The 14,927-nt window shown below is 35.9% G+C and carries 11 protein-coding genes; 10 read left to right on the plus strand and 1 reads right to left on the minus strand.

What is annotated here, in order from left to right; translation table 11 throughout:
• Window positions 1-451 precede the first annotated feature (451 nt).
• The 7 genes from nagZ (at window position 452) to V5N67_RS02845 (ending at window position 9,101) form a co-directional block, all read left to right on the plus strand.
• Window positions 452-1,483 carry a beta-N-acetylhexosaminidase gene (gene nagZ, locus V5N67_RS02810; RefSeq protein ID WP_332060390.1) on the plus strand — a complete coding sequence of 344 codons (1,032 nt, stop codon included), beginning with the start codon at window positions 452-454 and terminating at the stop codon, window positions 1,481-1,483.
• Between the two features lie 1,633 nt (window positions 1,484-3,116).
• A complete protein-coding gene (gene serS, locus V5N67_RS02820; RefSeq protein ID WP_332060391.1) occupies window positions 3,117-4,394 on the plus strand; it encodes a serine--tRNA ligase in 1,278 nt (425 codons plus the stop codon).
• A gap of 133 nt (window positions 4,395-4,527) precedes the next feature.
• The gene (locus tag V5N67_RS02825; RefSeq protein ID WP_332060392.1) at window positions 4,528-5,187 is read left to right on the plus strand and encodes a protein-L-isoaspartate(D-aspartate) O-methyltransferase; all 660 of its coding nucleotides are present in this window, start codon (window positions 4,528-4,530) and stop codon (window positions 5,185-5,187) included.
• Between the two features lie 166 nt (window positions 5,188-5,353).
• Window positions 5,354-6,523: a peptidoglycan DD-metalloendopeptidase family protein gene (locus tag V5N67_RS02830; protein ID WP_332060393.1), complete on the plus strand. Its 1,170-nt coding sequence runs from the start codon at window positions 5,354-5,356 to the stop codon at window positions 6,521-6,523.
• 370 nt (window positions 6,524-6,893) lie between these two features.
• On the plus strand, window positions 6,894-7,340 hold the full coding sequence (yajC, locus tag V5N67_RS02835; protein ID WP_332060394.1) for a preprotein translocase subunit YajC: 447 nt from the start codon (window positions 6,894-6,896) through the stop codon (window positions 7,338-7,340).
• 517 nt (window positions 7,341-7,857) lie between these two features.
• A complete protein-coding gene (locus V5N67_RS02840; protein WP_332060395.1) occupies window positions 7,858-8,244 on the plus strand; it encodes an Mth938-like domain-containing protein in 387 nt (128 codons plus the stop codon).
• Window positions 8,241-9,101 (plus strand): phytoene/squalene synthase family protein, encoded by an 861-nt coding sequence (locus tag V5N67_RS02845; RefSeq protein ID WP_332060396.1) that lies wholly within the window; start codon window positions 8,241-8,243, stop codon window positions 9,099-9,101. Before V5N67_RS02840 ends, V5N67_RS02845 begins: the two co-directional genes overlap by 4 nt.
• A gap of 692 nt (window positions 9,102-9,793) precedes the next feature.
• On the opposite strand, the gene V5N67_RS02850 is transcribed toward V5N67_RS02845, so the two are convergent.
• Window positions 9,794-11,683 carry a peptidylprolyl isomerase gene (locus tag V5N67_RS02850; RefSeq protein ID WP_332060397.1) on the minus strand — a complete coding sequence of 630 codons (1,890 nt, stop codon included), beginning with the start codon at window positions 11,681-11,683 and terminating at the stop codon, window positions 9,794-9,796.
• A 153-nt stretch (window positions 11,684-11,836) separates the two neighbouring features.
• On the opposite strand from V5N67_RS02850, the gene tpiA reads away from it, so the two are divergent.
• The 3 genes from tpiA to pyrG all read left to right on the plus strand — a co-directional run bounded on the left by tpiA (window position 11,837) and on the right by pyrG (window position 14,891).
• Window positions 11,837-12,601: a triose-phosphate isomerase gene (gene tpiA, locus V5N67_RS02855; protein WP_332060398.1), complete on the plus strand. Its 765-nt coding sequence runs from the start codon at window positions 11,837-11,839 to the stop codon at window positions 12,599-12,601.
• Window positions 12,602-12,681: 80 nt separating this feature from the next.
• Complete coding sequence (gene secG, locus V5N67_RS02860) at window positions 12,682-13,134, plus strand: preprotein translocase subunit SecG (RefSeq protein ID WP_332060399.1); 453 nt, start codon at window positions 12,682-12,684, stop codon at window positions 13,132-13,134.
• 128 nt (window positions 13,135-13,262) lie between these two features.
• Complete coding sequence (gene pyrG / locus V5N67_RS02865) at window positions 13,263-14,891, plus strand: CTP synthase (RefSeq protein ID WP_332060400.1); 1,629 nt, start codon at window positions 13,263-13,265, stop codon at window positions 14,889-14,891.
• Window positions 14,892-14,927 lie beyond the last annotated feature (36 nt).

Consider the following 14,927-nt stretch of genomic DNA (forward strand, 5'->3'; position numbering starts at 1 on the left):
CATGAAAAAAGTAAAAAAATTAGAAATAACAGTGTTTGTTAAGAGCAATAAAAAAAATTTTTCTGCTTCAGTTTGTATCTTAGGAAACAGTTTTTCATAATTTTTTTGCTGTACAATAATGTTTGGTACATATGAAATAGAGCTGCTATTTTTTATTTTTAGAGCATCTTTAACGACTTGTTAAAAAACATTTTTTTATTCGGTAGGGCATGTTAATGCTCTCTTAAATATTGGTACAAATTGTTAATGATGTTTATCATAGGTAATATAAATTTTTCCATTTCAAATTTCATAATTATGATCTAAGTATCCGTAGCAGAGAAGAGATTTTTAGAGCTTTAGTTTTTATATGATATCGAAATATAGCTTTTAAAAATTGATATCAGATATATAAATTATCTCAATTAAATTAAGGGTTATTGATCAAAATAAACATCAAGGTATTGCGATAATGTCAGAAATAAAAGCTATGATCATTAGCATTTCTGGTTGTTCCCTGAAAGATGATGAAAAAGTGTTCATTGCTAAATATAAGCCTTGGGCTTTTATTTTATTTGCACGCAATATTGGTACAGCAGATGATGTCAAGGCACTTACTACGTCTTTACGTGAGGTAAGTGAACGTGATGATATTTTCATTTTTATTGACCAAGAAGGAGGAAGAGTGCAACGTTTGCTTCCACCTCTGGTGCCTCGTTATCCCGCAGCCGAAACTTTGGGGAAGTTATACAAAAAAGATCAGGATAAGGGAATGCGTGCTGCATGGGTTATGTCTCGACTTCATGCTTTTGATTTAATGAGGTTTGGTATAAATGCTAATTGTCTTCCTGTTTTAGATATTCCAGTGGTAGGTGCACATAATGTTATTGGAACACGTGCTTATGCTCAAGAGCGAGAAATAGTTACAGCTTTAGGACGTGCAGCTGCTGAGGGGCTTTTGGATGGAGGTGTTTTGCCAGTGATGAAACATATTCCTGGACATGGGCGAGCGCTTTCGGATACACATTTTGAATTAGCACGTGTCGATGCACCACTTGATATTTTAGAAAAGTATGATTTTTTTCCTTTTAAAAATTTAGCTAATTTGCCAGCTGCGATGACTGCGCATATTGTTTATGAGGCAATTGATAATAGGATTCCTGCGACACTGTCTGAGAGGGTTATTAAAGATGTTGTCCGTAAGAAGATAGGGTTTGGCGGGCTTTTAATGTCAGATGATGTGTCAATGAAAGCTCTTTCAGGGAATATACTTTCGGAAAATTTTTCAGATTTAACACGTAAAATTTTTGCTGCAGGCTGTGATATTATTCTTCACTGTAATGGTAATTTGGAAGAGATGCTGGCTATTGCACATGCAACTCCCTTTTTAGAAGGAAAAGCGTTAGAACGTGCATATGGTGCTTGCAATAGCGTCTCACACTCCGATAAATCAGATGAAGCGTCCTTAAGAGAAGAGTTTTCAAATCTTTTAACTTTTATTTAAAGATATTTATCATCTTGTGTTTATCTGACTTTATTATAACGTGTTGAAAAAATTGTTGATAGGGACAGTCAGACTGTAACAAAAAGTATGCGATGGATTTTCATTTGATAAAAGATATAAAGCTTAAATATGGTCATATTTGGTACATTTTCTTACAGAATAGGCGTGAATAAAAGTATGGAAGGGAGTGATGGGGAGTATTTTTTACCAACATATTTGATTGTTATTTTCATGATTATCCTTGTACTTTTTGAGTGTGAGAAAATTTCTAAGTTAATGGGTGATGTTGCTAAGAATATGAAAGCTTTTTAAACAATATGAGGGAAGAAGAGAACAGCCTAGAGGATAAGTGTGAAATGGTTGCTTATTTTCAGATAGTTGATGTTGGATCTCAATCGTTATCAGCAAAGCTTGCAGGAAAGGTTCTTTTCTTATGAAAGAGATAAGATACCTATTTATAAAAATGGTTTAACGAAGGCACCATTATAATTGTGCATTATTTTTTAAATAACATATGTATAAACAATGTTTGAGATTGATGGGGTAAGGTTTTTCGTAATCTTATTTTCGTTGTTGTCGTTATGCTAAAAATTTTTCTAAAATGCTAAGCGGATTGGTAAAAGCAATGGTTTATGTGCGTTTAATAATAAATGAATTTTATCATTAATTTGGTGATGCAATGAGATAAATTGAGCTTGATGACACAAAAAACATTATCAGATATTAGTATCCTTAATCTGCACAAGGAGTTAAAAAAGGCTTTTGATCCTATTCTATGAGGTGTAAGAGGAGATGAGAGTTTTGGTGTAAGCACACACACTCTAATCCCAAAAAAGATAGAAATTTTTTGAAGTGTAATAAAGAAATTCTAATGAAAATTGAATAATATCTAATAGTTCTCATAATTCTGGGGGCATTTCAGTCTTTTCTAAAGAGAAAGGAAGTGTGTCATGAAAATCTTAAGAAAGATGAAGTTAACGCTAATATAACGTATAATGCTGCTTTTAGAATATTTGACTAAATTTCATTAACAAACTATTTTTGTTTTGGTCGTGTTTTTTATGGTTTTATCCGTGAACAATAAAAATTGCTAGGCGGGTATATTGAAAATATTCGTTTGAAATTAACACAAATATGAAAAATCCTTTTTAAGGAATATAAAATTTTCTGCTTTTGATGCAGCCACGTTTTCCTTTTTCTTATACCAATTTTTAGTTTTATAACTTTATTGCGCTTAAAGCTTTATGAAAATAAGCGTATAGCCTTTTTTCGTTTTTTATTAGTGGGATTATTTTTTTTGCTGGTGGTGTGTTTGTTTATGTTTTTTGAGGGCTGATAGTGCTTTAGTTTAGTTTTTTAGGCAATTTCGCCCTTATCATTGGTTTTTGAATGAAAGCTGGATTTTAAATATTTGATGTTTTGGTATCCAAATAAAAGTGAGCTATCTTCGTTTTTTATAGTTATAGCAGTAATAATTTCGTTAAATTTATATTTGCAGTGGTTTTACTAATAATAAAGTTTTACGAAATTTCAATTTTAATTGCTTACTGAAAAAAGAGACAAAAAACCTCTTCATAAAAATTTATATCTTGTATGATAAGGAGTTAAAAAACGATGCAAATGAGGAATTTTGATGCTTGATATTAAGTGGATTCGTGAACACCCTGAAAAATTAGATGAAGCGTTAGCAAATAGAGGTATTGAGCCGCAAGCTGAAAGGTTAATAAAACTTGATCTTGAACGTCGGTCGTATGTCGCTAAAGTGCAATTTGCGCAGGAACGTCGTAATGCAGCGTCAAAAGAAATAGGACAGGCTTTAGCTGCAGGTGATCAAAAAATGGCTGAACGTGTTAAAGCTGAGGTTGAAGAGATTAAAGTTTTTCTTTCATCTTCTACAACAGAAGAAAAGCGGTTAACTGAGAGCTTTGAGAAAGCTCTTTCAGCACTTCCGAATATTCCATTGGATGACGTTCCAAAAGGTAAAGATGAAAACGATAATGTGGTCATTCGACATTTTGGTACACCTCCAACGTTTGACTTTACACCAAAGGAACATTTTGAGCTTGGTCAAAACCTCAAGCAGATGGATTTTGAACGGGCAAGTCGTTTGTCTGGTACACGTTTCACAGTTCTTTCAGGAGCATTGGCACGGCTTGAACGCGCATTGGGTCAGTTTATGCTGGATATGCATGTTGAGGAACATGGCTATACAGAGGTTTCGGTGCCTTTTCTTGTGCGTGATGAAAGTGTTTATGGAGCAGCTCAGTTGCCGAAATTTGCTGACGATCTCTTTCGAACTACAGATGGCCGGTGGCTTATTTCTACAGCAGAAGTGCCGTTAACTAATTTAGTAAACAATGAGATCCTTCAAGAATCGGATTTGCCATTGCGATTTTCTGCTTTGACTCCCTGTTTTCGTTCAGAGGCGGGCTCTGCGGGGCGTGATACACGTGGTATGTTGCGCCAACACCAATTTTGGAAGGTGGAGATGGTATCAATTACTACCGAAGAGCAGTCTTTAATTGAACTGGAACGCATGACAAAATGTGCAGAAGATGTGTTGAAACGGCTTAATTTGCCTTTTCGTACGGTAGTTCTTTCTACTGGTGATATGGGGTTTGCTGCACGTAAAACTTATGACATTGAGGTTTGGCTTCCTGGTCAAGGGTGCTATCGTGAAATTTCCAGTTGTTCAGTTTGTGGAGATTTCCAGGGACGGCGCATGAATGCCCGATATCGTAAAGAAGGTGATAAAATATTACATTTCGTTCATAGTCTTAATGGTTCTGGTACGGCTATTGGTCGTTGTCTTATCGCTGTTCTTGAAAATTATCAGCAGGCTGATGGATCAATTATTGTTCCAGATGTTTTACAGCCCTATATGAGAGGTGTGCGTTGTATTACCGCTTAACTTTGCAAAAGGAGAACCAATATGTGTTTATTGCTAACAGATGATGGCATGCAAACGCAAAGTTTTGTTGTTTTAAAAAAAATAGCTTACCGACACAGAGAAATAACTACTCCATTGGAGAGCAAATGATACTATGGAGCAAAAGGGTGGTTTACGATTTCGTGAAGAATTGGCAGCTCTTGTATTGAAAATGCGCAGCAAAGGCGTTGATGATGTTCGCTTTTTTACAGCATTTGAGAGGATTTCACGTCAACAGTTTGTTGCAGCTCCTTGGCTCAACAATGCTTATGATAATAAAGTGATTCCGATTGAGTGTGGTGAATATATTGAGCGCTTAGAGGAGCAGCTCCTGATTCTTTTTGCGTTATCGTTGAAAAAAAAACATCGTGTCTTAGAAATTGGTACGGGCTCTGGTTTTTGTACAGCTCTTATGGCATGCCTTAGTGATCGTGTAATAACAATTGATCGCTATAAAACACTTGTTGATTTAGCACGACAAAAATTTCAAACTTTAGGAATTGAAAATATCATTGTACGGCAAATTGACGGGAGCCGTACTGTGACAGGTTTGGGGTCATTTGATCGTATTCTTATTTGGCCATCACGCCCTAGTGAACCAAAAGAATTTTTAGAACTTTTAGCTGAAAATGGGATTCTCATTCAAGCTATAGGTCCAGATGAAGGAGTACAAATGGTTACGCGTTATACAAAAATTGGTAGTCAATTTGAACGTTCAGAAATGTTCAACGTCCGCTACCAACCCTTTATTGAAGGTATAGCGGAAGTGCTTTGACCCTTAAATTACAGCACGGCACCAAAATGCCTCCATCTTCTTTAAAGATAAATCCATTTTGATCTTATTGTCAAGATATTTATGTGAAAAATACCTGATTTTAACTCTTAGGTAATATTAAAAAGTTTTAATAAAGTGAATTGAATATTGGCGGATGAGAAAAATTATGCATTTCAAAACTTTAGGTAATATTTTTCAGCGTAATTTTCAATGTATAGCTTTTTTGATGATAACAGTGATTATTGCAGGATGTAGTTCTGGTACGCAACGTTTCGATAACTTTTTCTCTCATCATGCAATTTCTGCTCGATCAGATGAGTCTGCAGTTTTTTCTGATGACCCGCAGATGCTATCATATGGTGATATGATACAAAGCACTGAATTACCACCTGTGGAGTCGAGTAGTGATCAATGGAGCTATGACAGTGCTTCGTATAACTCTTTAATACAAGACAGAGGATCTGTTTCTGATGGGCAAATTATAGGGGATCCGCCACGCAATCTTGGAACGCTCTCTCGTTCACAAGTGAGTGATACTTCTGTTTTTCGGCGAAATTCTTACATTGTTCAGAGTGGGGATACATTATTAAGCATTGCGCACCAAACAGGGGTTAGTGTTGATACATTAAAATTAGCAAATGGCATAAAAAATAATTCTATTTATGTTGGTCAGATTCTTACAGTTCCAAGCAAGCGTACAGTGGCGAATTCAAATGCAAAAAATAATAATTTATTTACATCAACACAAAAATCTTCATTTCAAGCTAGATCTTCCCAAAAATACGAGAAGACTCCACCTACGTATAAGAATCTTGCGCCAGTTGTACCTTCTGAAAAAATTAAAAAGTCAGATATTCAAAAAAATTCTTCTCAACAGATGACAGCATTGAATCATAGAAATGGTCTGTCAGATACAGTTCCTCATATAAAGGATAAGCTTCCTTTGCAAGCGACAGGAATTTCTAAGATGCGTTGGCCAGTACGAGGGCGTTTATTAAGTCAGTTTGGTCAAAAAAGAGGGACAGAAATTAATCGGGGAATAGATATCGCTGTACCTGTAGGATCATCGGTAAAGGCAGCAGAAAATGGTGTTGTTATCTATGCGAGTGATGGGTTAAAAGATCTCGGTAATGTTGTCATGATTCGACATGAAGACGATATTATCACTGTTTACGGATATAATAGTAAACTCGTTGTTAACAGAGGACAAAGGATACGGCGTGGTGATGAGATTGCTAAGTCTGGAGTTTCAGGAAATGTTAAGACTCCACGTGTCCATTTTGAGGTACGTAAAAATCGTATACCTGTCGATCCTATTAAGTATTTAGAAAACTGATTAATAATGGTTTTATTTAAGAAATTTATAGCTCATATAGATTTCAAGTTAAACAGGCGATGATTTAATCTAATCACGCAGATTTGAGCTAAAAGTTCTGTACGTTTGAAAGTAATTGATCAGTCTTTCAATTAGAGAATAAAAAGTCATTTTGTATCATCTATTTTTTTAATTAGTAAAAATATTTATATTTGTAAAAGAATAAATCTGTTTTTTAGAAATTTTTGCTTGTTGCCTTCTGTTTCTTGAAGATTTATTACCTTTTGGTAAGATTACAGCTACGTTGTGTAGTTATCGATATGTATAATATTTAAAAAACTTATTTTAGTAAAGTGGGAAATACCTGAAGTTTAATCTATAGGAGATAAAAATGTTTATTACCAACGCTTATGCTCAAGTTGCAGGCGGTGTTCCTAACGGGGTCTCATTTGTTACCTTTGTTCCGTTCATTTTAATTTTTGGAATTATGTATTTTTTCATCATTCGCCCACAGCGTGCACAAATGAAAAAACGGCAAGAAATGCTTAGTGCTGTGCGTCGTGGTGATACAGTTGTAACAGGGGGTGGTATTATCGGCAAGGTGACGAAAGTCCATAATGAGAGTGATGAATTAGAGGTTGAAATTAGTGATGGTGTGCATATTCGCGTTATTCGTTCAACATTGGCGGATGTTCGCGTTAAAGGCAAACCTATTTCGGAAAAAAGATCAAAACTTGATGCTAAAACAAAAGCATCGCAAAAGTCTAAAACTACAATGAAGACAAGTGTAGGGGAATCTGATGAGGCAAAAGCTGCGTCAAAAGAAGACAAGCCTTAGAGTATAATTATAGTTTGTTAAGCTTTTAAACTGATTTCTGTAAAGACGAATGACTTTTATATAAAAGTTATTCGTCTTAAGTGGGTTGTTTTATAGTTGATAAACAAACATTATATCTTTTTTGTTCTGTATGAGGTCATTTTAAAAAAAATTGTCTTAATTATGGAGTATTAAGACAATTTTCGCTATCCTTTAAATTTAAATAATGCCATTGTTGCATATGGCAAAAATTGCTTATTTTTGAGTAAAATAGGCTAAGATAAAATTTTCTTTTTTTAAATTGTATGTTTAAATGGATGTAGCATTTGATCGCGTTTTATTGTAAATTTTTTATATTACCTTAAAATATTTTGCATGTATTGCTTTTTGTATTGCCATGGTAGTGCTTTGATATGAAAATTTTACGTTAACATTGCTATATGGGTTATTATTGATAATCTCAGTGTTTTATTATTACTCCTTTGTTGATTTATAGGAGGGAAACGCGATTGGGGTTTTAAATAAAGGGTATTTAGGTATGTTTCATGCAATTCAAATTCGTGAGGCACATTTTCCAGGGCGCGCACCCATTGACGCTTATGGGAATGGTGGATTTCGTTTTGCTGATATGTCACATAAAGGTTCTATTATTTGTGTACCATCGGGTATCTATGGTATCGATATGGCAGAGCCTATCCCCACCCTAAAAGATATATCTCGTATTTTAAAAGAGTCAGAAGAGATTGAAGTTTTATTAGTAGGTACTGGAACCGAATTATTACGGTTACCTGAAGAGTTACGCGTGCTTTTATGGGAAAAGCATATTTCATCAGACGCAATGAGTACAGGAGCAGCAGTGCGTACATTTAATGTTTTGCTAGCTGAAGATCGTGCAGTTGCTGCGTTGTTGTTTGCGGTAGAATGATAAATTTCCTTCCCTATTGTCTTGATATTTTACGTGCTACAGATCGTGATCGTTATATGTCGGTCTTATTTGCGCCTAAAAAAAAGCGCAGTGCGTTAGCCGCTCTTTACGCTTTTAATGCAGAAATTTCTCGTGTTCGTGAAAGTGTGCATGATCCACTTATTGGTGAAATGCGACTTCGCTGGTGGTATGATTCTATCGCTAACGGTGAGATACGAAGTAGCGAAAGAAATCCGATTTTGAATGATTTGTTTACTGCAATTTCTCTTTTTAATTTACCGAAGGCGGATTTTTTACGTTATTGTGATGCACAAATTTTGGATCTTTATAAAGATCCGATAGCAACTATTCACGATCTTGAAGCTTACTGTAATAAGACAACAAGTATAATTTTAAAGCTTTCTTGCCAGATATTAGATTTTGATGCGGCACAAAACTTTACAGATGCCTGTAAACATGGAGGATTTACTCAGTTATTAAGTGGAATATTGCGTCTTTTATCATTTATGCGATCACGGTATCAATATTATTTCCCTGTTGAGATGCTAAAGGCTGTAGGAATAGATAGAGAAGAGCTCGAGTCTAATCGTATTAATGATGAACAAAAGCGCTACATAGTTGAAGCTGTGATAGCGTTATCGCAAGAGCATTATACTAAGTTTTACGAATGTTCTATTACTTTGCCTAAGACGCTTAAACCAGCATTTCTTCCATTAGCAATTGTGCCAGAATCTCTTCAAAAAGCAATGCAGTTGGGGGCAGCGGTTTTTCAAGAAAGCGCAACTTTGCCATTGCTTCATCGCTATTGGTTGATAACAAAAGTCGCGATGAGTGGGAATCTCCCAAAAATATTATAAGGGTAAAAGAGTGTGTTATAGTGTGTTATTAAGAAAGGAGGGAGCAGTAAAAATGCAAGTAAATTTTTTGTATTGAAAGTACGAGCAATATTATAGAGTTACATCCGTTACTTTCGTTATTCAAAAAAGGGTGCTGATAAGTTGATTAGGATGATCTTAAAATTTTTAAAGATTAGACTTATGGTGTTTAAAAATAATGCGTATCCTCTCATTTAGTGTACCATATATCAATAATTGATTTAAAAAATGCAAAACATAGGATTAAATATTGTACAGTATATGGGCTATTTTTTGCTATAATTTAGGTTTTAATCCTCAGCAGCTTAATGTGTGCAGTATAATTTACTTTATTGATGAAATGTAGTTTTTATTTTGATGAAAAAATATCTTTATCAGCTACGAAAAAATTATGGCTGCGGATAAACCGTGAAGCCATAAGTAATTTTTACGTTCCATGATATAATATAGGCATGATAATTTAAACAAACAGCATTCTTTAATGCACTGAAGAAATCGTATTTTAAGTTTCATCCACTTTTTTTACAAGCCTATGAACTTGCAAAAAATCATACTAATTTATACAAATAACCATTTATCCTGATATTAGCAAAGAAGAAATCTATTTTTTCTAACTGCAAAAGAAGTGCTCCTAACCATTTTATTCAATAAATGTTAAAATCGCTGTAATATTTTTACTGAAGAGCGTTTAAGATTTGATGATAGTTAGTACTATTAATTTTCAAAGGGTGCTCTTTATTCGCAACTTTGAGCATTTCTAACTTTAGGTCTTCTCTCATCATCTTATCTATATTGGTACGTATATCAGGTGAAAGTGTATGAGCGGTAATATTTTCGGGTATAGTGACGGTCTTTACTTGATAAACGATACGATTGGTTGGATCCAAACCTTTTACTATGCCGTAATAGTCTTTTGGACCCAAGAATAAAGCTTTAACGCCTTCAGATCCGAGGATTTCAGATGAATCTTGGCGCCGTAAGGCTTGTGTCGTTTGTTTTGTGACACCAAGCTCATGTGCAAGAAAATCAAGATTTTTTCCTTCATTGAGCTGTTTGAGAACATCTTTAGCTTTTTCATCAAGAAGGCGTTGAATTTCTTCATTTTTCCATTGGGCAAGAACCTCTTGTTTAGCTTCTTCAAGCGTTTTATCGCGAGCTGGGATGATTGTATCTACTTTATACCAAAGATATCCACCTTCTTGAAAAGAGAGAGGATCAAGATCAGTTCCTTCATTTGATTGATAAATGGAATTTAGTAAAATATCTTTTTGGGGTAAATCTGTAAGTACTGTACCTTCAATTGTTTTGCCTGTTTTATCAAGAGTAAGTGTGCGCAGGGACAATTGATATTGGTCAGCAAGTTCTTTGAGAGAGGCTCCTTCAAAACGAGCATTCTCAATTGCCGTATAATTGTTCCGTATATCATCTGCTGCACGATTTTTTGCAAGAGTTTGACGGATAGTTTCTTCTACCTTTTCAAAGGGAATAGGGCTTGAAGGTGCAATATGCGTAACGCGAATGATTACAGGCCCTTGTAAATCATTGATTACAGCACTAACTTGCCCTTGTTTAAGTTCAAAAACCTCAGATCCTAAATAATTAGGCAATTCATTTTTTGTCAAAGGCCCTTTTGTTATTTCATTGAGAGTCTTTTTTTCAGCTTTCACCAAGTCATCAAAATTCAGTCCATCAGCTATTTTTTTCGCTGCATTATCAGCAGCTTCACGTGTGGAAAACCGTAATTCTTCAATGATACGTTTTTCAGGGTCAATAAAATGTGATGCATTTTGAGTATAGTAGGTTTTAACCTCATCAAGTGAGATATCTTTTGGTTTTATAAATTCAGAAAGTTTCATAGATAATAAAGAAACAGTGCGGTATTCTGGAACGCGAAACTGATTTTTATGAATTTCAAACCATTTTTGCAATATTTCTTGATCTGGATTAGCAATTGTTGCTTTTTCTTTTAAATCAATAATGAGATAATCTGCGATACGAGTTTCTTCTTGATAAAGAGCAAGTGCTTTATAAAAGAGATCTGGTGCCTTCATACCAGATAGAGAAGCTAAAATGAGTTGATTACGCTTCTCCTTTTTGGCGTAATAATCAAGGAAATTATTTTCGCTAACATGTAATTGCTGAAGATAGTTATGAAATAAATTTGGATTAAAGACATTATTTTTTTGAAACATGTTATCAGCGCCAATGATATGGGCTATTGCATCTTTTGAAAGACTAATTTTCATTTTCCGCGCTTGTTCATCAAATAGCACATCTTGTTGTAGCTGACTGAAAACAAAAGCAGGAATTTTGTATTGTTGCATTTCGTTTGGTGTAAACATTCGTCCAAAATAGAAAGTGCGCGCTAAATGTGCGCTTTGATCAGCGAGTGCGAGACGATAATCATCGATAGTTGCTGTGGATTTTCCAGAAGTGATGAGATCCCTTTCATCTTGCGTATGTAATTGCGGTACACCCCATAAAAGAATAAAGCATAAGAGCAAAATAGCGAGAAAAGTTCTAGCAATCCAAGATTTGGTGGCGTTTCTTATAACGTCAAGCATTATTCAACTCCATTTGTTGGCACAATTATCATCAAAGCAATAAGGGAAATCTGCAATAAAGATGCTGAAGATGCAAGCTGAAAGACTTGCTTTCGTTTTATAATTTGATATTTAAGGGTAAATGATGTGTTGTGATAGCTTTGAGGTAAAAACATGTCTCCAAACATTCGGCCTTTGATTGCTGGAAATTGGAAAATGAAAGGGACTGGTGAGTCTCTCGGAGAATTACGTGCTATTGCTGCTGGTATTAGCTCTGATTTAGGTCGTTTATTAGAGGCGCTTATTTGTGTTCCCGCAACGCTTTTGTCACGTGCTTTTGATACACTGGAGGGGGGAAATCTTTTTTTAGGAGGGCAAGATTGTCATTTTGATGATAGTGGTCCTTATACTGGGGATATTTCAGCTTTTATGCTAAAAGAAGCAGGAGCAAGTCATGTTATTATTGGACATTCAGAACGTCGCACGGTGTATTATGAAAGTGATGAAGTTATCTGTACTAAAGTGCAAGCAGCGTGGCGAGCAGGTCTTGTAGCTCTTGTTTGTATTGGTGAAACATTGGAAGAGCGTGCAAATAATAAGACATTGGATGTTCTTTTACGTCAACTTGAGAGATCTTTGCCAGATGGTGCAACAGCACAAAATGTGATCATTGCTTATGAGCCTGTATGGGCTATAGGTACAGGCAATGCGGCAACTATAGAAGATGTTGCAGAAGTGCATGAGTTTATTCGCCATAAGATGCACTCTCGTTTTGGTGATGAGGGGTGCAAGATGCGTTTGCTTTATGGTGGGTCAGTGAAAGCATCTAACGCATTAGAGCTTTTAAGTGTTGCACATGTGAATGGTGCTTTAATCGGAGGGGCAAGTTTAAAAGCGGTTGATTTTTTAGCTATTTGCGATGTTTATCGTAAATTATAATGGAGGAATCTTGTTCCCTCTTGGCTTGTGTGTAATTTATGTGTAAACAGCTATAAATAGTTATTTAAAGAGCAGGGTTTATGCAAACGGTACTTATTGTTATTCATTTTTTGGTTGTTATTGCTTTGGTTGGCGTTGTATTGCTTCAGCCTTCAGAAGGCGGTGGACTTGGTGTTAGTAGTGGTTCGGGACTTATGAAGACGCGTGGAACTAAAAACGCATTGACGCGTTTGACAGCGATCTTGGCGTTTTGTTTTTTTGTAGTATCCATTGCACTGATCGTGGTTGGAAATATATCAAACTCTAGTTCTGATATTCTCAAGCGTATCCCAGTTAATTCAGAGCAAGATTCAACAAATAAAGAAACTTCAGGAACTGCATCGTCAGAAAGTGGATCTCAGCCTTCTATTCTTGAACAGCTTGGCGGTGTTTCAGTGCCTCCTCGAGAAAAAAGTGAATCTGCGGATCCTGCAGTTGAAAGTCCAATTCCACCACTGCTTGAAAATTCAATCTCTGGGAACGATGAGAAATAGTTTTTTTTAAGATAATACGGGTTTTAAAAAGGTGATTTTTCACCTTTTTTTATTTTTATGAAGAAAAACTATTTTTTTTGCATTTTTTACTGGAAAAATCATCATAAACTGCTTATCACCATAAGCCCATGGCACGTTATGTTTTTATTACTGGTGGTGTGGTTTCTTCCCTTGGAAAAGGGATTGCAGCAGCAGCTTTAGCTGCATTGTTGCAAGCGCGTGGATATCGCGTGCGGCTTCGCAAACTTGATCCTTATTTGAATGTTGATCCAGGTACGATGTCACCTTACCAACATGGTGAGGTATTTGTTACTGATGATGGTGCAGAAACGGATCTTGACCTTGGTCATTATGAGCGTTTTACTGGATGCTCTGCGAGTAGCCAAGACAATATTACAACAGGGCGTATTTATCGCAATATCATTGAGCAAGAACGACGTGGTGGTTATTTGGGGGCAACAGTTCAAGTTATTCCTCATGTTACAGATGAAATTAAGAGATTCATTACAACAGGAAATGAAGAATTTGATTTTGTTTTGTGTGAAATAGGTGGGACTGTTGGTGATATTGAGGCAATGCCTTTTCTTGAAGCGATTCGTCAGCTTCAAAATGAATTACCAAGGCAAAGTGTTGTCTATGTGCATCTTACATTGATGCCTTATATTGCGTCAGCAGGTGAGTTAAAAACTAAACCTACTCAGCATTCCGTTAAGGAGTTGCAATCAATAGGGATTGCTCCTCATATTTTGTTAGTGCGTGCAGATCGATCTATTCCAGAAACAGAACGACGCAAATTATCCCTTTTTTGTAATGTGCGTCCGAGCGCAGTTATTCAGGCATTGGATGTGCCAACGATTTATGATGTTCCTATAGCATATCATAACGAGGGTTTAGACTCAGAAGTTCTGTCCGCTTTTGGAATTGATCCAGCTCCTAAACCAAAAATGGATCGCTGGAAAGATATTGCACATCGGATCCATCATCCTGAAGGAGAGGTGGCAATTGCAATTGTTGGAAAATATACGGGCTTAAAAGATGCTTATAAATCTCTTACCGAAGCGATTGCGCATGGTGGGTTGGCTAATAAAGTAAAAGTTAATATTGAGTGGATTGACGCGGAGCTTTTTGAAAAAGAGGATCCTGCACCTTATTTACAAAAAGTTCATGGAATTTTGGTTCCTGGCGCTTTTGGGGCGCGTGGTGCAGAAGGTAAAATTCAAGCAATTCAATTTGCACGGGAGCGTAAAATTCCGTTTTTAGGTATTTGCTTTGGGATGCAGTTAGCTTGTATAGAGGTCGCGCGCAACATTGCACATATTGAGAATGCTTCATCAAGTGAATTTTATGAGACACAAAATCCGATTGTAGGGTTAATGAAAGAGTGGCTCAAAGAGGGTGTCCTTGAGAAGCGTACAAAATGTGAAAATTTTGGTGGTACAATGCGGCTTGGTGCTTTTGCTGCTGAATTAAAAGAAGATAGCCATATCGCTCAAATTTATGGAAGAACAAAAATTTTTGAGCGGCATCGTCATCGTTATGAAGTAAATATTGATTATAAAGAGAAGCTTGAACAGTGTGGTTTGATTTTTTCTGGTATGTCTCCAGATGGTGCCTTGCCAGAAACGATAGAGTATGCAGATCACCCTTGGTTTATTGGTGTTCAATATCATCCAGAACTAAAATCACGTCCATTTGATCCACATCCGCTTTTTGCTTCTTTTATTAAAGCGACTGTAAAACAGAGTCGATTGGTGTAGTTTGTGAATTTTGTTATTCGCTTTTTTGAGGAATAA

This window comes from Bartonella rhinolophi (assembly GCF_036576165.1).
Classification (GTDB): Bacteria; Pseudomonadota; Alphaproteobacteria; order Rhizobiales; family Rhizobiaceae; genus Bartonella.